Origin of the sequence: Rufibacter hautae (assembly GCF_008271695.1) — a bacterium.
Lineage (GTDB): Bacteria > Bacteroidota > Bacteroidia > Cytophagales > Hymenobacteraceae > Nibribacter > Nibribacter hautae.
In genome coordinates this window covers 1,468,440-1,486,035 of sequence record NZ_VKKY01000003.1, presented here as the reverse complement: position 1 = coordinate 1,486,035, position 17,596 = coordinate 1,468,440, and the positions used below count along the sequence as shown (strand labels likewise).

14 protein-coding genes are annotated in these 17,596 nt (G+C 48.7%); 2 read left to right on the top strand and 12 right to left on the bottom strand.

What is annotated here, in order from left to right; all coding sequences use genetic code 11:
* Positions 1-191: 191 nt before the first annotated feature.
* The 7 genes from FOA19_RS22515 to FOA19_RS22485 all read right to left on the bottom strand — a co-directional run bounded on the left by FOA19_RS22515 (position 192) and on the right by FOA19_RS22485 (position 9,884).
* Complete coding sequence (locus FOA19_RS22515) at positions 192-2,003, bottom strand: hypothetical protein (RefSeq protein ID WP_149093081.1); 1,812 nt, start codon at positions 2,001-2,003, stop codon at positions 192-194.
* Between the two features lie 80 nt (positions 2,004-2,083).
* Positions 2,084-2,347 (bottom strand): helix-turn-helix domain-containing protein, encoded by a 264-nt coding sequence (locus tag FOA19_RS22510; RefSeq protein ID WP_149093080.1) that lies wholly within the window; start codon positions 2,345-2,347, stop codon positions 2,084-2,086.
* A 1,505-nt stretch (positions 2,348-3,852) separates the two neighbouring features.
* Positions 3,853-5,127, bottom strand: a complete 1,275-nt coding sequence (gene hemA / locus FOA19_RS22505) for a glutamyl-tRNA reductase (protein ID WP_149093079.1) — start codon at positions 5,125-5,127, stop codon at positions 3,853-3,855.
* 422 nt (positions 5,128-5,549) lie between these two features.
* Positions 5,550-6,611, bottom strand: coding sequence for a response regulator (locus FOA19_RS22500; protein ID WP_149093078.1), 1,062 nt, complete (start codon positions 6,609-6,611; stop codon positions 5,550-5,552).
* On the bottom strand, positions 6,608-7,852 hold the full coding sequence (locus FOA19_RS22495) for a hybrid sensor histidine kinase/response regulator (protein WP_149093077.1): 1,245 nt from the start codon (positions 7,850-7,852) through the stop codon (positions 6,608-6,610). Before FOA19_RS22495 ends, FOA19_RS22500 begins: the two co-directional genes overlap by 4 nt.
* Before the next feature lie 14 nt (positions 7,853-7,866).
* Entirely contained in the window at positions 7,867-8,322 is a 456-nt protein-coding gene (locus tag FOA19_RS22490) for a response regulator (protein ID WP_149093076.1), read from the bottom strand.
* A complete protein-coding gene (locus tag FOA19_RS22485; RefSeq protein WP_149093075.1) occupies positions 8,319-9,884 on the bottom strand; it encodes a sensor histidine kinase in 1,566 nt (521 codons plus the stop codon). The genes FOA19_RS22490 and FOA19_RS22485 overlap by 4 nt, the downstream gene beginning before the upstream one ends.
* A gap of 179 nt (positions 9,885-10,063) precedes the next feature.
* Between FOA19_RS22485 and FOA19_RS22480 the strand changes: the two genes are divergently transcribed.
* Together FOA19_RS22480 and FOA19_RS22475 are read left to right on the top strand one after the other, a co-directional pair.
* A complete protein-coding gene (locus FOA19_RS22480) occupies positions 10,064-10,942 on the top strand; it encodes a universal stress protein (protein WP_149093074.1) in 879 nt (292 codons plus the stop codon).
* A 46-nt stretch (positions 10,943-10,988) separates the two neighbouring features.
* Entirely contained in the window at positions 10,989-11,978 is a 990-nt protein-coding gene (locus FOA19_RS22475) for a 2-hydroxyacid dehydrogenase (RefSeq protein ID WP_149093073.1), read from the top strand.
* Between the two features lie 116 nt (positions 11,979-12,094).
* Here FOA19_RS22475 and hemN read toward each other — a convergent pair whose 3' ends face one another.
* The 5 genes from hemN to ccoG form a co-directional block, all read right to left on the bottom strand.
* On the bottom strand, positions 12,095-13,489 hold the full coding sequence (gene hemN, locus FOA19_RS22470) for an oxygen-independent coproporphyrinogen III oxidase (protein WP_149093072.1): 1,395 nt from the start codon (positions 13,487-13,489) through the stop codon (positions 12,095-12,097).
* Between the two features lie 177 nt (positions 13,490-13,666).
* The gene (locus tag FOA19_RS22465; protein ID WP_149093071.1) at positions 13,667-14,542 is read right to left on the bottom strand and encodes a universal stress protein; all 876 of its coding nucleotides are present in this window, start codon (positions 14,540-14,542) and stop codon (positions 13,667-13,669) included.
* Between the two features lie 21 nt (positions 14,543-14,563).
* Complete coding sequence (locus FOA19_RS22460; protein WP_149093070.1) at positions 14,564-15,289, bottom strand: sulfite exporter TauE/SafE family protein; 726 nt, start codon at positions 15,287-15,289, stop codon at positions 14,564-14,566.
* 1 nt (position 15,290) lies between these two features.
* Entirely contained in the window at positions 15,291-15,764 is a 474-nt protein-coding gene (locus FOA19_RS22455; RefSeq protein ID WP_149093069.1) for a FixH family protein, read from the bottom strand.
* 47 nt (positions 15,765-15,811) lie between these two features.
* Positions 15,812-17,212 carry a cytochrome c oxidase accessory protein CcoG gene (ccoG, locus tag FOA19_RS22450; RefSeq protein ID WP_149093068.1) on the bottom strand — a complete coding sequence of 467 codons (1,401 nt, stop codon included), beginning with the start codon at positions 17,210-17,212 and terminating at the stop codon, positions 15,812-15,814.
* Positions 17,213-17,596: the final 384 nt, after the last annotated feature.

The window sequence follows — 17,596 nt, the reverse complement described above, 5'->3', positions numbered from 1 at the left end:
CCTGATGGATACCTTGGCCGAAAGCTCATTTTCTCAGCACCCATAATGGATCCCTTGGAGGGGAAAGGCACCTTCTTCCCCGTGCGATTGCCTGATGGGGGACCTCTCACTGGGGTTCCGGCACCATAGGCTACGTTGCAGCGATTTGTCGGCATGGGACCAATGCTCTCATTGTTTATTGCTTCCATTTCCTAGTTGATCTCCTCCCTATTGAGGAATGGCACCCTGCCGTATCTCTTCATGAATATCCCCCCAAGCAGTCCCTCCACTATATCCGCTTTGTCTTCCGTAGTGAGGATGCAGTCGTGGATCGTGGCGAGGAAGAAGCCCTCGTCCCCCATCTCGGCCACCTGCCGGCACACCCCGTGTATGACGATCTCGCTCTCCTTCCTCATCAACTGAATCGGCAGGGTGCTCCTATCCCTCCCTTTCATCCCCTTGATGGCAGTATACACGCTTGGGAAGTGCTCTATGAAAGTCCTGCCTGCCAGGTTATCGGGGTGCTCGGCCTTCCAGTCGGAGCAGTAGAAGATCCCCCCGAAGATGGTCTTCTTGAAAGCGTCCCGTTCCCCCTCCGCGATCCCGCAGCGGTCCATGAGGAAGCGGTAGAAACTCCTGCTTTCCGTCAGATCGAGGAAATGGCTTACGTCCCCGGGCAGCCCCTCCGGCCACAGGGACCGGGCCTGCTCCAGGAGGAGCATCCCCAGCAGGAAGGGCTGGCACTCGCCGATGTCGATGCCCACGATCCTCTGCCCAGTGTCCAGCCGCAGGAACGGCCTGAGCTCCTTGTTCAGGTTGGTGAGGTTGGTGAACAGGCGCCCCGTCTTCCCGTCCACCTTGAAGTCCCACGGGACCTCCCCTATGCTGGCTTGGTGCATCCTGTCCAGGCGGAGCAGCCGTGCGGAAGTGTTGAAGTCTAAAAAGTGATAACATAGGGAGGAGGGAGGAGGGAGGAGATAGGGATAGGAATAAGGGGGAGAGAGAAAGGAAAAAGAAGAGGGAGCCTTGGGGGGAAGGCAGGAAAGGAGTTGGTGCTTGGCGGAAAGGACCGAAAATAAGGCGCCTGAATGGAGGGCGGTGCCCTTTGTGCCTGCGCGCGAAATGGACAGCTGGTTGTGCACCGGTGCAACCACGTGTCGCAAGGATGCAGCCATACGTTGAACAAAGGCACCTTTTCCCCTACCTGGTTGCAGCTGTGCAACCACCTTCCCTGCTTGTTGCACGGCTGCAACACCCCCATGCAATCCTGCACACCCCGTGCAGATCTGCAACACCCCCCCATGCAGATCTGCAACACCCCCGTGCAAATCTGCACGGCCCCTTGCTGCGCGCTGGCCCCATTCCGCTTGGCGGGAAGCGGGGCGAATCCTCGGGTAGGTGAAACAGACCTTGGGATTGGCCTTGATCCAGACCAGCATTCTGAGGTATGTCTCCCTCCTAGCGGGCCACAGCACAAAACCGTAGCCCTTCGGCAGGTCAACCCTAATCCTTCCGAGCTGCCGGTAGAGGAAACCCAACACCTCCCCAACAGAAGGCTTAAACTCTTCTATTCCCCTCATTGCCTTCTTCTTAAGGGGCTTGTTGTGGATGGCCACCTGCTTCGGCCCTTGGTTTGCGTACCGCGGGGTGAACCGGTAGCCCAGGCACTTCCCCGGCTCACCCTCTTTTCCTATTCGGAATTTACCGTCAACCTCTATCACCCCTGCACGGACCAGGTCCCCTATGACCGATCTGCACTCCTTCGTAGTCAACATTCTCTGCAGCAACCTGCTGTCCAACTGAACGAAGGGGTCATCCCCCTCCTCTTTCCGTCCCCATATCCTCCTCTCGTAGATGATATGGCAGAGGTAGGCATACAGGCGGAGCTTTCTCCCTCGGCGCCCCGGGAGCAATGTCTCCAGATCCAGGCTGCAGGGCAGTTTGAAGTAGAGCGGCGGCTCCGGTTTGGGCGGATTTTCCCCCTCTTGTGCGGCTTGGGCCGCCCCATGGATTCGTTTTGTCATGGTTCGTTTTGTTTGTCGTTTGGCAAAGCGGTGGCAGGACCCGCCTTGCGGGCCTGCTACCTTTGGTTGGAAATAGTTTGTTAATTCTGCCAGTTCAGGTTGACGGACTTGAGGGAGGCGAGCAGCTCGCTCCGCTTGAAGTACACCCGGCGGCCTTTCCGATGAAAGGGAATAATCCCATTCTTCTTCCATGCATGAATCGTGGTCTCCGTCACGTACAGCAGCGTTGCCGCCTCTTTTACGGTGAGCAGAAAGTCCTCCGGCTCCTTCGTTTCTTTGGCAGGGAAGTGGCTGGAGACGGCTTCTTTGACCATCTCCTCAAAAAAAGGTTTTAGTAGATCCATCAAAAAGCCGATTGAATTCCCTAATTCAACAGCAATTGATTCTGATAACAGAACGGATTTTCCGCCTGCTTCCGAGCTCGGTCTCCAGGCTCTAAGCACCTGTGTACCGTCCCCTGTTGTCACTCTTTCACCCTTTCTACTCACGCGGGTTTAAATAATCTTTCTTCATGTTTAATGGTTTGTAAAACGTTCAATTATGACCACAAAGGAACGACTTTTTTTTAACACCAATACACCCATTACACCCCTTATACAGGCAATCACAGCCTTCTTACAGCATATTTAGAAAACACTATACTGGGTAATCAATGGGAGAATTACAATTCACAAAGTCAATTTATCCGATAGCCTAAAATGATTTATTCGAGTTATAAATAATATATCACATCATAATTATAAATTATAATGTGATATATTATTTTAATCACATGCTAAGGTTAAAAAAATATTTTATGACAACATTTGACACCAGGGACAGTTTCCGTCGACATTAATAACATCATCGAGCCTATGTATATATTAGATTTAACACCCTCATATTGACTCTTATTTTATTGTTAAAAAATATAAAACAGAATTAATGATTTATGTCGAAATATATAATCAATAATTAAGCTTGCTTATCTCTAAGTTCACCTCCACCCCTACACATTAGAATAATTCAATTTTTATGACTTAATAAGCTTATGGTAAAAACAAGGCTTGAGGCTCATTTTTTTTCCATTTGCTAAATGTTTTTTTTCAAAACTCTTTGCCACATGAAAAATAACAAACAAAAGAAGGAAAAATTCAATTTAAATCCGTTCAAAAAACACCGGATTTCTTGTAACCTAAAGTCTGGCTCGAAAAAGTTTGAACAAAACCATTTGTTCAGCCTGAAACCGGTTAACATTGCAGAAAAGCCTATGAGGGGCTTGGTAGCCTTGTGGCGGTAGTTTATCCGAGTGGAGGGTTTTGTCTAAGGCCGTGGAGGTCTGTTTTGTGTTGCTAGGTATTTTCCTTAGTTTAAAATGTGCCTGACACAGACCCATAAACTACCCCATTACTGGTGCAAGGTCTAAAATAAGGGTAAGAAAGGATTGAATGGCCTTACCTTTGACTGGCATTTTTGCACCAATCATTATGCTCAGCCTAGTTCAAAAACTAAGAATAATCAGCTGTCCAGTAGTTCAACTACCCTACGGACTACAGAGTAAAAAATTAAAAGCCAGTAAGACAAGGACTTACTGGCTTTTAATTTTTAAATGCATACATATTTACGTACAAATCCTCAAACTCGATAATTTTAAAATCTAAAGTATGGAATGCCTTTGTGAGGTAAGATGCCCCTTAAATTTGGATTTGAAATGCTGTTGTTCTTAACCTCAAGCTCCTCATTTCAGCCATTCCAGTATTAAAGATAGAGAGCAGTGGTCAATGCCAGGGGATTCAAAATAATCCAATAGCTTAAGTAAACATGTTCTCGGAACCGGAAAGCAGGTTTACCATTTTTTTCTGATTCTGGATTAAGCTTCTACAAACTCGGTTTGATCTTCCAGCTTAAACAGCATCGCAAGTCCGTCTAACAAAGCGTCAGACTCCCCCCGTTGGCACGCTGCTTTCAGTTCTATCACCGGCAATTTCATGATCTTGTTTAGGAAGTTTTTAGTGACGCTTTCCAGCAGTTCCTTTTCCTGGCCACTTACTTTCTTCAGCGCACGAGCCACTTCTTGCTTCCTAATTTCTTCCAGTTTGTTTTTGAATTGCTGAATAACCGGGGAAAGCTCCATTTCCCTTTCCCAAGCATTGAACTCAGCTATAGCCTCAGAAATGATATTTTGGACGGCTGGCACCGAAGCCAGTCTTTTGGCAACGGCTTCAGTTGCGCGGTTCTTGATGGTATCTACATTGTACACCCTAACGCCTGGTAGTGTGGCCAAATCATCTTGAATACTGCGCGGCATTGAAAGATCCAGGAAGAACTTAGGGCTTTGAAGAGCCTGGAACTGGAAACTTTCTTTGCCCAAGGAGAAGCAGTCGCCGGGGACAGAGGAAATCACCACGTCTGCCAGCTGTAACTCTTGGTGGATGTCTTCCCAATAAACAGCCTGCGCATTGGCTCTTCTGGCCAAATCCGCTGCTTTTTGGTGCGTACGGTTCACCACCACTACGTTTTTGAGGCTGGTTTTCTGAAAGTTCAGGCAAACGGTACTGCCCATCTCCCCTACCCCAATCATCAATATCCTTGGGTTCTCAATCCCTTTTGTCACTTCCTCCACCAGTTCAACGGTGGCGTAGGCCACTGAGGCAGCCCCGTCTCTGAAAGCGGTTTCATTGCTGACCCGTTTGTTCGTGGCAAAAATGGTGTGCAGTAATCTATGCAGAAATGGCCCTACGGCCTGATCCTCGGCGGCCCAGGCGTAGGCTCTCTTTACCTGGTTCAGAATCTGGAAATCACCCACCACCTGCGACTCCAACCCAATGGCTACGTTAAACAAATGCCGCACCGCTTCTTGATGGTTCAAAATAGTCAGGAAATAAGGTGCAACAGTACTGGTAGCTAAAAAGCCTTTTTCTATGGCAATGAGTTTGATGATTGCTTTGGACAAGTCTTTTTCAGCGCTGTAGTACACCTCGGTACGGTTACAGGTAGAGAGTACCAACACTTCCTGCGCAGAAGTGAATTCTTTTACCTTGTCCAATAAGTTCTTACACCCAATCTCGTTCAGAGAAACCATCTCGCGGATGGCGATGGGTGCATTCTTATAAGATAAAGAAAGGGCTTTGAATTGTGGCTGCATGGGTTCCAGATTACCCTACAAATTTCGGGATACAGCTGGTGACAGAATATGATCTTTGTCATTCTTTCACAGGACTTTTCTCAAGGACCTGCTTTTTACTTAAAGAACTTTAGGTTTCAGTTTTGGTGCCGTATTTGGAAAACTAGGCCTGAAACATACTTTTCATAAAACCGGGAAGTTTATTAACATGCCAAAATCTGTGCTCGTCTTCCGTCTCGGTTTTAAGGCTTAAGATAATTACTCGTGCAGATCATGGCATTCCCGAAATGTAGGAGCAATCCCTTGTGGTTGCCCTTTCCCTGTAGCATGGGAAAACGGTTTTTGACTCGGCCTTGTCATCCCCCCTACCCCCTTCAAAGAGGGACGGAATATGTAGGGTTTGGCAAGCTTACTTAATTTATTTAGGGCTATACAGGGCCACCTCAATTGCGCATCTTGATAAGCTTTTCCAGGTTGAGGATGGTGATTTTACCGCCTTTGATGCTGATGAGCTTTTCGTCTTTAAAGTCGGAAAGGGTTCTGATCACTGTCTCTTTTGAAGCCCCCACAATGTTGGCGAGGTCCTCACGGGAAATATTCACCTGGGTGTTTTTGCCTTCGTTTTGCTGGTACTGTTTCTCCACTAGCAACAAGGCCTCGGCTACCCGCTTGCGCACGGAGTTGTAAGCCAGCTTCAGGAGCCGTTCTTCTCTGTCTGCCAGGTTGCCGGAGAGGATTTTGATGAATTTGTTGGCGACGTCGCGGTTCTGGTAAAGCAGCGAGTTGAAATCGTCTTTGTTGATGATACATACCTCGGAGTCTTCCAATGCCTCCGCCGATTCACGGTAGGTTTGGTCTTCCACTAGGTCCTGGTAGCCAATGAATTCGCCTTCTTTATACAAATTCGTGATGTATTCGCGGCCTTCCTCGTTGGTTTTGTATGTTTTAATTTTGCCTTTATTCAGGAAGAACAATGAATGCGGGTATTGGCCTTCGGCAAAGAGCTGCTGCTTTTTCTTGAATACCGATATCTTACGCTCATTGGAGATGAGATTGTTGAGTTCCTGCATCCCTTTGGCCTCTTGCAGGAAGTCGTTCAGCCCTTGGGCGTTCTTTTGAAAATCGGCCCGCAGGATCTCGTTTTTTTTCAGGCGCATCTCCACCGCATCCAGCAGTTCTAGGTCGTCAAAGGGCTTGATGAGGTAATCATCAGCGCCCAGGTTCATGCCCTTTCTGAAGTCTTCTTTCTCTGATTTAGCTGTCAGGAAAATGAAAGGAATGCCCGAGGTAGCCGGGTTCTTGCTCAACATATGCAAAACGCCATAGCCATCTAACTGGGGCATCATGATGTCACAGATGATCAAGTCTGGCTTTTCATTTTTTGCAACCTCTACGCCGGATTTGCCATGTTCCGCCTCCAGCACTTCGTAATTGGCTAATGACAATATTTCGGCTATGTTTTCCCGTATCTCGTGGTTGTCTTCTATGAGCAAAATCTTTTTCATACGCAGGGTTTTTTAAAGAATTGAACCGTAAAAGTGGTGCCTACATTTTGCTGGCTGGAGTAGCTGAGCGTTCCGTTCATGATGTCTACGTACCGCTTCACAATGTTGAGCCCTAAGCCTGTTCCCTCGTAATTGGTCGCATTTTGGGCTCTGAAAAAGGGCGTGAACAAGTGGTTCTGGTCTGCTTCCGGTATCCCGATTCCTTGGTCCTGGACCTGAATTTTCACATCCTCCGCTTCTACCACCGTTGTCAGGAGGATTTCTTTCCCCTCGGCGGAATACTTGCTGGCATTGGAGAGCAGATTAAGCACGATGTTTTTGACAAGTTGCTTGTCTAAGGTAACGGTGGCCGGTGTTCCCTGGTGGTGGTACCGGATGACCTGCCCCATTTTGATGTACCCCTGCATCTCATCTAGGATCTCCTCCATGAAGGCTCTGAGGTCAAAATCGGTGGGAACATTATAAATCTTGCCTTCCTCAATCCGGCTCAAAGACAGGAAGTCATTTAAGATACCCGTAAGGTTACTCACCGCCGATTTGATGCGGCTCACATGTTTCTGCCGTTTGTCATCGTCCTCGGTGAGTTTGTATTTCCCAATCAAAGACGCCGATGACAAGACGGTACTTAACGGGGTTCTGAACTCATGCGAGGCAATGGTCACAAACCTGGACTTCAGCTCATTCAAGTCTTTCTCCTTTTGCAGGGCTTTCTTTATTTCCTGCTGGGCCTCAAACAGGCTTTTGTTTGTTTCCTTCAGCTGATTGATTGTCTGAGCCAACTCCTGAGTCCGGACCGCTACCCGTTCTTCCAACTCGGCGTTGAGCGTCTGGATTTCCGCCAGGCTTTTGGCATGCTCCATGCTGTAGCGGATGGAACGCTCCAAATCAAAGGAAGTAAGCCGCCCTTTGATCAGGAAATCCGAAGCGCCCAAACGCATGGCTTTCTCGTCCGTTTCGCGGTCAGATTGCCCAGTCAATAGAATAAAGGGAGCGACGGCACCGTTTTGCAGGGCCTGGGTAATCAGTTCCAGCCCATCATGCGCGCCCAACCGGTAATCTACTAAATAGACGTCATGTTGTTTTAGGGCTATTTTCTTTAAAGCACCCTCAAAAGAAGGCTCCCATTCCAAGGAATACACCCGGGCCGGAATATCATGAATGATATCACTGGTGATAATAAAATCATCCTCGTCATCGTCTACCAGCAACACCTTAATAGGTTCAGTATCTGTCTCTGCCATGTGCATGGGTTAGATTAGAGCTTCGGGTTTTTAGGCAGTTCTACTAAATCAAACCAATAATCGGCTAGGGTTTTGATCATTTCTACCAGGGAGGCAAACGTCACTGGTTTGGTGATAAAGGAACTTACCCCTAAATCATAGGTCTTTAAGATGTCTTCCTCGGCCTTGGAGGTAGTGAGCACCACCACCGGTATATGCTTTAGGTTCACGTCTTCTTTGATTTCCTTTAGCGCCTCGCGCCCATCTTTCTTGGGCATGTTCAGGTCCAGGAGAATGAGGCCGGGTAAAGGGTAGCCTTCCTTGTCTGCATAGTTGCCTCGGTGGCACAGGAAATCCATCAACTCTTCGCCATTTTCTACAAAGAAGAGTTCGTTTGGTAAGTGATTTTCCTCCATGGCCTCCCTTAGGAGCATGCGGTCTTCGGCATCGTCGTCGGCAATGAGAATAGCTATGCTTTTACTTTGGGTCATAGTTCTTGGTCTTGAGGTTGTTTCAACGCCAATGTGATGAGGAAGGTGGTGCCTACCCCGGGCTGACTCTGGGCCGTGATATCGCCGCCGTGCCGCACGGCAATCTTGCGACAGATGGCCAGGCCAATACCAGAGCCTTCGTATTTTTGCCCCTCCAGACGCTGAAAAATATTGAAGATACGGTCCAGGTATTTCTCCTGAAAGCCAATCCCGTTGTCCTGAATGGAAATCTGTACTACTTCATCACCGGGGGTAGCGGTTAAGTGCGCCTTGTGCTGCACAATCTTGGCGGAGATAGAAATCACCGGCTTTTCGCCCTCTTTCCTGAACTTGATGGCGTTGCTGATGAGGTTCTGAAAAAGCTGCCGCATCTGGGTGGGCTCCGCCTCTATTGATGGTAGCGGCGACCGGATGATCTGCGTGCCCGTCTGCTCAATGGTCACCTCTAAATCTGACAACACCCCGCTTAGAATGGCGTCTAGGCTCACTTTCACAAACGGATTGGCTTTGCTGGTTACCCTGGAGAACGAAAGCAGATCATTGATAAGGTTCTGCATACGCGAAGCCGCGTTGAGCATACGGTCTACGTAGTCTTTTCCTTGGTCACTCAGGTTAGCGTACTCTTTGGTCTTGAGTCGGTCCCCGAAGGCCTGAATCTTACGCAACGGTTCCTGCAGGTCATGGGAAGAAACGTAGGCAAAGTCCTGCAACTCCAGGTTACTGCGCTCCAGTTCGGCGGCATAGCGCCTCAGCTTTTCCTCGTTCAGTTTCTGTTGGGTAATGTCATGAATAAAGCCGGTGTACACTTTACGGTCGGCAAGTTCTACCTCACTTATGCTGAGGTAGAAAGGAAAAGTAGATCCGTCTTTCCGCAGCCCGGTGACCTCCCGGCCAATACCGATAATTTTTCTGTGGCCGGTTTCATGGTAGTTGTGCATGTACCTGTCATGCTGGCTATGGTCAGGCTCCGGCATCAGTACGTTGATACTTCGGCCCAACAACTCCCCTGCCTCATACCCGAAAAGCTTCGCCGCCGAGGGGTTCACCATTTCAATGACGCCGCGGGTATCAATGGTGATGATGCCGTCTACCGCCGCCTGAATAATGGAGTTGATTTTATTCTCACTTTCCCGCAGGGCCGCTTCGGCTTTCTTCAGGTTGGTGATGTCATGGATAATACCCGTAAAAATCTTTTTACTTTGCAGATTTACCTCACTGATACTCAGCAGAAATGGAAAAACCGAGCCGTCTTTGCGCCTGCCCAACACCTCGCGGCCTTTGCCAATGATCTGGCCTATGCCGGTGCGGTGGTAATTATCAATGTACTGGTCATGCTGGCTGCGGTCTGGCTCCGGCATGAGCAACTTAATGTTCTGGCCAATGACTTCCTCGGGAAGGTACCCAAAAATACGGGCCGCCGCCGGGTTCACGCTCTCCACAACTCCCCGCTCATCAATGGTGATGATTCCATCAATGGCTGTATCTATAATGGCTTTCAGCCTATTTTTATCATCTATGCTTTGTTGCCATGAGGTGGCAAACCCATCAAGGTCTTCAGTCATGCACGTCTGGTTTTCGCTCCTCCGTTACTCTTTCCCAAACCCAAAGTTAGCCTTTCTGCCGATATGAAAATGATGACCAATGTCATCTTGGTGGCTGTACAAGGTCATTTCTTACCGAGGCGGTCTGGGATAACTTGCCTTATGTATCAATTGAGAACATCCATAAGCCAAGAAAGCCCATGAAAACGATTTTAGTCCCCACTGATTTTTCTGCCGTTGCGTGCAATGCCCTGGAATACGCCTTGGCAGTAGCCACTGTTACCCAATCCAGAATCTTGTTGGTTCATGTAGTAGATGTTGCCTCCACCTTCTCTCAATATCATACTTTTCTGGATTCTGTTACGTCACAGCTGTTGGCAGATGCTGAACATGAACTCAAAACCATAGCAGAAAAAAAGCGCATATCCGTACCAGTAAAATTACAGACCGTTTGTACCCTAGGCAACTTTGTGGCCGAAGTCAATAGCTTGGCTACGCAAAATGCCGTTGATTTTGTGGTCATGGGTACCCACGGCCAGGGCGGGATTCTGGATAAGATCTTTGGCACCAACGCACTGGCTTTTATGAATCAGGCTAAATGCCCGGTATTATTAGTTCCGCAAAATGCAACGTTCAAGGGAATCCATCAAATTGCTTTCGCGTACGACTTAGATAGTGAGGTGACCTCAGTTTTACGGCAACTCTTCCAATGGGCAACTCCTTTCAACGCACAGGTGTCTATCATCAATTGTTTGTCTGAGCGGCAATTGAATCTTGTTCCAGATTTTTCTTTGCTTCAATCTATCATCAAAACTTTTCCAGTAGAAAACTACAGTCTTATTCAACGCAAGGAAGATGACGTGGTAAAAGGGATCTTTGATTTTGTGCAGGAGAATCAAACGGAGGTATTGGCCATTGCTACACATGAGAAGGTTTTTTTGGAAGAATTGCTGCATAGAAGCGTTTCCAAAAGGCTGCTGTTCCAAACGCAAGTTCCCTTGCTGGCCTTTCAGGAAACCATAAGCTATCCAAAAAAGATACAGTTACATGAGCAATTAACCCAGGAATCCTATTCCTGAAAATTGCACCTCAATTTCAACTGCTCACTTTATTTACTACTGAAGCATGCGCATCACGGTTTATAGTGCTCATCCGTTTGAGCAAAATTTTCTGGCCAAGGCAAACAAACAGAAACACCAGCTAAAATTTGTAAACAAGACCTTAACCTTAGAGACAGCACAGAAAGCAGTCGGAAGCCAAGCCATTGCGCTTTTTACTTCTGATAATGCGTCCGCCGAAGTATTAGAGTACCTGCACAACCTGGGAGTGAGATATGTTGCACTGCGGTCGGCGGGGTTTGACTATGTAGATTTACAGAAAGCAAAAGAACTGGGCATGCTGGTTGCCCGGGTGCCTGCTTACTCGCCCTACGCCATTGCAGAACATACGGCAGCTCTCCTTCTGGCTCTTAACCGCCACCTGATCCTGGCCCACCAAAGAATTGAACAGAATAATTTCTGCCTAGACAATCTCATAGGATTTGACCTGAACGGAAAAACCGTTGGCATTATTGGGTTAGGAAAAATTGGGGCCGTGTTCGCCAGGATCATGCACGGGTTTGGCTGCCGGATTTTATTGTATGATGTCGTTGAGCCTGCGCCGCAAGGCTTTCCAATAGAATCTGTCTCCTTTGACACCCTGCTGCGTGAATCAGACATCATCTCCCTGCACGCTCCGCTTAACGCTGCTACCCATTATATGATCAATGCGGAAACCCTGGCTAAAACCAAAGAAGGAGTACTCCTTCTGAATACCAGCCGGGGTGGCTTAGTCAATACCGCTGACCTTATCCAAGCGCTGCAAAACGGACAAGTAAGCGCCGCCGGCCTGGACGTCTACGAAAATGAAAGGCATCTTTTCTTTCAGGATTTATCAGACCAGCCCTTAACAGACGAATTATTTGCCCAACTGAAAGCATTGCCTAACGTTCTGATAACCGGCCATCAGGCATTTTTAACCCAAACCGCACTGACCAATATCGCCGATACTACCCTCCACAATCTTACGTGTTTTGAAACCGGATCAGCATGTGAAAACCTGTTGTTTGCTGGATAGCTTCAAATCAGTCTGAACTATTTATAAACAAAAACCCCCTCTGCGATTTGGGCAAGTTTTAAGGAAAACGTGCCCAAATCGCAGAGGGGGTTTTAACGATCGTACTTTGGCTTACTTTAGATGGCCTTACTGAAAGTAGAGGAAAACTCCTGCTCCGTTTGTTTCACCTTCTGGTCAAATAACATACAGATGTTCCGAAGAAAAGCCTGACCCAATGCAGAAATGCGTATCACGCTTTCCTTCATAGAAAGCAATCCTTCTTTCTCCATCTGCCACAGGTTTGCTATGGTAGGGTCATCCAACATGAACAGGTTTTCTGAAGTAAGTTGCAGCTTTCCTTTACAGGCAAGATCTAAAATAGCTTCCTTCCGGATTAAGTCTTCTTGGGTAAGTAAATGACCTTTCAGAATAGCCAGGTTGCCGCTGGCAATGCCCGCTTTGTATTCTTCTACTTTCTTCAGGTTCTGCAGGTAGCCGTACTTGGCATCGCTGATAGACGAGACACCTAATCCAATGAGCAGATCGGTATGGCAGGTGGTGTAGCCCATGAAGTTACGATGTAAGGTGCCGTTCTGCTGCGCCAAGAATAAGGCATCCTGTGGTAAAGCGAAATGGTCCATGCCAATATCATGGTAGCCCAGGTCTCTGAACATCTGCAGCCCTAGTTCATACAAAGCTCTTTTGGAGGGTCCAGCAGGCAGGTCTTTTTCTGAATACCCTCTCTGGCTTGGTTTCACCCAGGGCACGTGGGCATAACTATAAAACGCGATCCGGTCTGGTCTAAGCAGGGCCACCTGGTTAATGGTGTCCTCCACGCTGGCCGGAGTCTGGTGCGGCAACCCGTAAATCAGGTCAAAGTTCACCGATTCATAGCCGATGCTGCGGGCTTCCTCGGTAGCCCGCTGCACCTTCTCGAAGGGCTGAATGCGGTTGATGGTCAACTGCACCAAGGGGTCAAAGTCCTGAATCCCATAGCTTACCCTTCTGAAGCCCAGGTCATACAGCGTCTGCAAATGCTCAGTCGTAGTGTTGTTGGGATGCCCCTCAAAGCTGAACTCCCGTTCCGGGTGAATTTCCGCTGAGGCATAGATCCCTTCCAGCAAAATCCTCAAGTTCTCAGGGCTAAAGAAGGTAGGAGTTCCCCCACCCAAATGTAGCTCCCGGATGATCGGCTTTTCAGAAAAACGGCTGACATACTGCTTCCACTCCGCCAGCAGGGTTTCTATGTAGCCCAGCTCTACCCCATGGTTTTTGGTGATTCGGGTATTGCAGCCACAGTAGGTACAAAGTGACTCGCAAAACGGGAGGTGCAGGTACAAACTGATGCCTTTGGTGGCGTTAGACTCAGTAAAGGCCTTTTCCACTACCTGGAACCATTGCTCGGTGGTAGGTGCCTGCTGGTCCCAGAACGGAACCGTGGGGTAGCTGGTATACCTGGGCGCGGAGACATTGTATTTCTGGATAAGCTTTTCTAAGGCTTGTTCCTGAAGGGGGTTCTCTAAAACGTTCATCTTGCCTTCTCAACTTTAAAGTACAAGACAAAGATAGGGAGGTGGCCTGCCAAGGGGAATGACAAGGGCAACCCGAAAAAATGAGATTCATCATCTTTTCGGGTTTCCATAAAGGTCTAAGGTACTAATCCGTTTTGGTAGTCTTTTCCTGAAAACAGCCTAAAAATGCTGGCGCTTCTATAGCTGAGGGCTTAAAGAAGCCTCTGATGGGGCATGATAAGCTTGGCAATGGGTGCAAGTTCTGGCGCAAGGGTTATTCTTGGCTTGGTACAGATTAAGCAGCGGAATACTGTTTTGGCAAGCATCCGTTTTACGGTACACCTGGTGTAGATACTGGTGCGTAACATGGGTATCGCGGGTAGAGATCAGGAACAAATCCACCGCGTACTTTTCTGTGTATTCTTCCAGGCCTTCAATGATATCTTCCTCCTCCAGCATATGGCAGGCTCCTTGATTACCCAGTACCCAATTCAATTCAGCCCCTTGCTTCTTGATCTCAGCCAGATTTTTTCTTTCTGCTGGAGAATAGAAGTGCACAGAAGAAACCTCCGCTTCAAAGGTCTGGGCATACCTCTTTACCAAGTCAATTACCTCGGGGTCCTGATCCAAATAATCGGTCACAAACACCAAATGCTTTAATGGCTGGTACAAGGCTTTCTCCGGAATCCAGAGCACAGGACTGCCGGCTATTTCCTGTAAGTTCAGTTGCTGACCTTTCCTCTCTATTACCGCCAACAAACCCGATCCGGCCACAATTAAATCTGGATGGTGCACAGAGGCCATTGTGGGAAGCAAACTAACCCAGGTATCTCCGCTGATCAGGCACTCCGTATTGTGTGGGTTTTGCTGCCGCCGCGAATCACAGGCATAGCGCTTGGCAAAGCTGTGCAACTGCTGGGAATACTGGAGCTGATTCGTGAGCGACAAGGGGGTTCCGTTAGTACTGAAGAGCAAAAGAATCTCGGCTTTGAGCTGGCAGGCCATCTTTACGGCGTAGCCATAGGCATTAATGCTGTTCTGAGAAAAATCAGTGAGGACGAGTATTTTTTTCATTTTGATAAGAGAAAATCTGAGTTAGGGATTTACAGTAGCAGGATGACAGGTAGCCATGGACGAATCGGCCAGGTTTGAATTAGGTGTAGCGGGACTCACGTATGGAATACCCAAGTTCAGGCCGCGCAGGATAAACAGAATAGCCAGGCAGGTGGCGGCGTACGGAATCACTTTGGTAAAAAATCGGCGCAGCCCCAGCTGAATGTATTTTCCTGAGAGGGAAAGCAAGAACATCAGCGGGAACGTCCCTGCCCCAAACAGTAGCATATACAGCATGGAATCTGCCACAGTAGGCATGCTCACGGCTCCTGCAAGAGCAAAATAAACAAATCCACAGGGCAGTAAGCCATTCAACAGGCCCACCGCACCCAAGGCCCAAACGCCTTTCTTCTGGAAGAAAAAGCCCATGGATACCTTCACCTGCTGAAGCATGCTCTCCAGTCCGGTCGCCTTCCTGAATTTGGCAGAAGTGGTGGCAGGTACCACTACCAGCAGCAGAATCAACACTCCGGATACAATAGAAAGCGTTTGTTGCAGACCAGCCAGTTGCAGGCTTTTGCCCAACAACCCCGCCCCTGCCCCTAAAAGGCTATAGGTGACTAACCGGCCAAGGTTGTACAGGAACCGCCCTGCTACAAAGGACCAGCCGCTGCCCTTACCCACCGGCAAAGACAAGGCAATGGCTCCGCACATGCCCACGCAATGGAAACTCCCTAGAATGCCCAGTATGAACCCTGTCCAGATCATGTTATTCTATGGTGAAATCTTTTTGCAGGTAATAGGCTTTGCCCGCCTGTTTCCAGTTCAGTTGTACGCGCCACAACCCCTTGGCCAGGGTTGCGGTCCTGATGTGTTGCTGCCCGTCTTCGTTCAGGTTCAGAGCCAAGGTAATGTCCTGTTTGGCATCTGATGGCCGGAAAAAGAGGATCTGACCGTCCACCTGTGCAGTCTTCACCCCTGCCGGAAACACAATACTGAGTTGTTCCGCAGCCTGCACGTGGGTGAGCAAAACCTGTGAATCCAGGGCCTGCGTGGCTTTTACCTGTTCCATGTGCTGCTGGAAAGCCAGTTCTTTCTGGTAGTAATCCTGGCTTACCAGGTTCACATCAGATTTCATCGCCTGCCGTACCATGTTCCCGATGAATAGGGCAAAGAAGACAAAGGCGGCTATGATCAGCTTAGGCCACCAGGAGGCTTTTTGGGGAAGTGCTTTTGTGTTCATAATGAAAAGTTCTGAGTCTTGAGTTCTGAGTCCTGAGTGGTGGTAGTTTAGAGGCCCGGCCCTAGGAATTTGGTTTTCTCGGTGGCAATGAGTTTGTCTCCGCTGAAGACGCCGATCTCAATTTGAGAAGAAGCCGATTCCAGCCTTTTTTTAGGAATCTCGGCGAAAAACACGCCTTCCACCAAGCCCTGTTTGGGTAGCACCAACTCGTTGCGCACCACTTTGATGGAACCTTCTGAGGAAAGCAATTTCAACGTGATGGGCAGTTCCTCATCGGTTTTGTTGATGAGCGTGATGTTGTAGAGGTTCGTGACGGTACCTTTATCGGTTTGCTGGTAGAGCATGCCCGGCGTGCGGAGAATGGTGGCGTCAATGTTGCTGCGGGTAATAAGCAAGGTGACGAATGCGCCTATCAACAACACCAGAACCGCAGTGTACGCTTTCATGCGGGCCGTGAACGCCCAGGGCTTCTTCTCTGAGATGCTTTCTTCTGAGGCCACCCGGATCAGCCCATGCGGCTTGTTCACCAGATCCATGATGGAGTTACAGATGTCAATGCAGGCCGTGCAGTTAATGCATTCCATCTGCTGAGCCCCGTTCCGGATGTCAATGCCCGTGGGGCATACCTGCACGCATTGGTGGCAGTCAATGCAATCCCCCTCGGTACGGACCTGGTTTTTGCGGAGTTTGCCCCTGGGCTCTCCGCGCTCGTAGTCATAGGCCACGGTCAGGGATTTCTTGTCCAGCATCACGCCTTGTAGCCTTCCGTAAGGGCATACAATGGTGCACACCTGCTCCCGGAACTTGGCAAACACGAAGTAGAACACCCCGGTGAACAGCACCAGCGAGAACAAACCACCCGCGTGGGCAGCCGGACCATCAGTGACAATTTTCTGCAGCTCCTCCACGCCAATAATATAGGCCAGAAAGGTGTGCGCAATGAAGAAAGACACCAGCACGAACAAGGTATGCTTGGTCGTTTTCTTCCAGATTTTCTCCGTGGTCCAGGGGGCTTTGTCTAGCGCCTTCTGCTTGGGTGCATCGCCTTCAATCCAGTACTCAATGCGGCGGAATACCATCTCCATGAAGATGGTCTGCGGGCACACCCAACCACACCACACCCGTCCGTACACCACCGTAAACAGGATGATGAACAGGATAAAGGCCATAAAGCCCACCAGCAGGATAAAGAAATCTTGCGGCCAGAAAATCATCCCGAACAAGATAAACTTGCGGGCCGGAATGTTGAACAGCAGCAAGGGCAATCCATTTACTTTCATAAACGGCCCCGTAAACAAGAGCGTTAAAAGCACATAGCTTACGTACTTGCGGTACTGGTAGAGTTTTCCGCTCGGCTTTTTAGGGTATAACCACACCCTTTTCCCGTCTTTGTCTACCGTGGAGATGGTGTCTCTATAGGTTTCTGGATCTGTTACAAGTGTGCTCATAGTCTCTTACCGGTTGAGCGCCCGGCAGCGAGAAGGGGGTTAACTTTCACAGTGCTCTTATAATGGGTTTTGACCCTTTGAAGCACATTGTAAAATTACCGGCATGGGCAGCCGTTTACCACCTCGTTCATCATTGGCGAAAATGATCTTTGTCATATTTTGCCTGACTAATGGTTTTTTGGAGGTGTTTTGAGGAAAAGAGCTTTGAAATGAGGTTTGCCCAAGGCAGGATATATTTCAGAAGGAGGACAAGCAGATTTTGGGATACGCGTAGTCTATTTATGCTGGCGGAGGACCGTTGTTACCTCAGTTTTTTATGTTTGGTTGTTTCATAGCTCATATACCCATGAAAGCAGCGGCCCTCCGCCAGCAAAAGCAAAAGAC

What these genes read in the sequence shown, in the direction of transcription:
- FOA19_RS22515 (WP_149093081.1), bottom strand. Translation starts at nt 2,003, where the DNA reads ATGACAAAACGAATCCATGGGGCGGCCCAAGCCGCACAAGAGGGGGAA.
- FOA19_RS22510 (WP_149093080.1), bottom strand. Translation starts at nt 2,347, where the DNA reads ATGGATCTACTAAAACCTTTTTTTGAGGAGATGGTCAAAGAAGCCGTC.
- hemA (WP_149093079.1), bottom strand. Translation starts at nt 5,127, where the DNA reads ATGCAGCCACAATTCAAAGCCCTTTCTTTATCTTATAAGAATGCACCC.
- FOA19_RS22500 (WP_149093078.1), bottom strand. Translation starts at nt 6,611, where the DNA reads ATGAAAAAGATTTTGCTCATAGAAGACAACCACGAGATACGGGAAAAC.
- FOA19_RS22495 (WP_149093077.1), bottom strand. Translation starts at nt 7,852, where the DNA reads ATGGCAGAGACAGATACTGAACCTATTAAGGTGTTGCTGGTAGACGAT.
- FOA19_RS22490 (WP_149093076.1), bottom strand. Translation starts at nt 8,322, where the DNA reads ATGACCCAAAGTAAAAGCATAGCTATTCTCATTGCCGACGACGATGCC.
- FOA19_RS22485 (WP_149093075.1), bottom strand. Translation starts at nt 9,884, where the DNA reads ATGACTGAAGACCTTGATGGGTTTGCCACCTCATGGCAACAAAGCATA.
- FOA19_RS22480 (WP_149093074.1), top strand. Translation starts at nt 10,064, where the DNA reads ATGAAAACGATTTTAGTCCCCACTGATTTTTCTGCCGTTGCGTGCAAT.
- FOA19_RS22475 (WP_149093073.1), top strand. Translation starts at nt 10,989, where the DNA reads ATGCGCATCACGGTTTATAGTGCTCATCCGTTTGAGCAAAATTTTCTG.
- hemN (WP_149093072.1), bottom strand. Translation starts at nt 13,489, where the DNA reads ATGAACGTTTTAGAGAACCCCCTTCAGGAACAAGCCTTAGAAAAGCTT.
- FOA19_RS22465 (WP_149093071.1), bottom strand. Translation starts at nt 14,542, where the DNA reads ATGAAAAAAATACTCGTCCTCACTGATTTTTCTCAGAACAGCATTAAT.
- FOA19_RS22460 (WP_149093070.1), bottom strand. Translation starts at nt 15,289, where the DNA reads ATGATCTGGACAGGGTTCATACTGGGCATTCTAGGGAGTTTCCATTGC.
- FOA19_RS22455 (WP_149093069.1), bottom strand. Translation starts at nt 15,764, where the DNA reads ATGAACACAAAAGCACTTCCCCAAAAAGCCTCCTGGTGGCCTAAGCTG.
- ccoG (WP_149093068.1), bottom strand. Translation starts at nt 17,212, where the DNA reads ATGAGCACACTTGTAACAGATCCAGAAACCTATAGAGACACCATCTCC.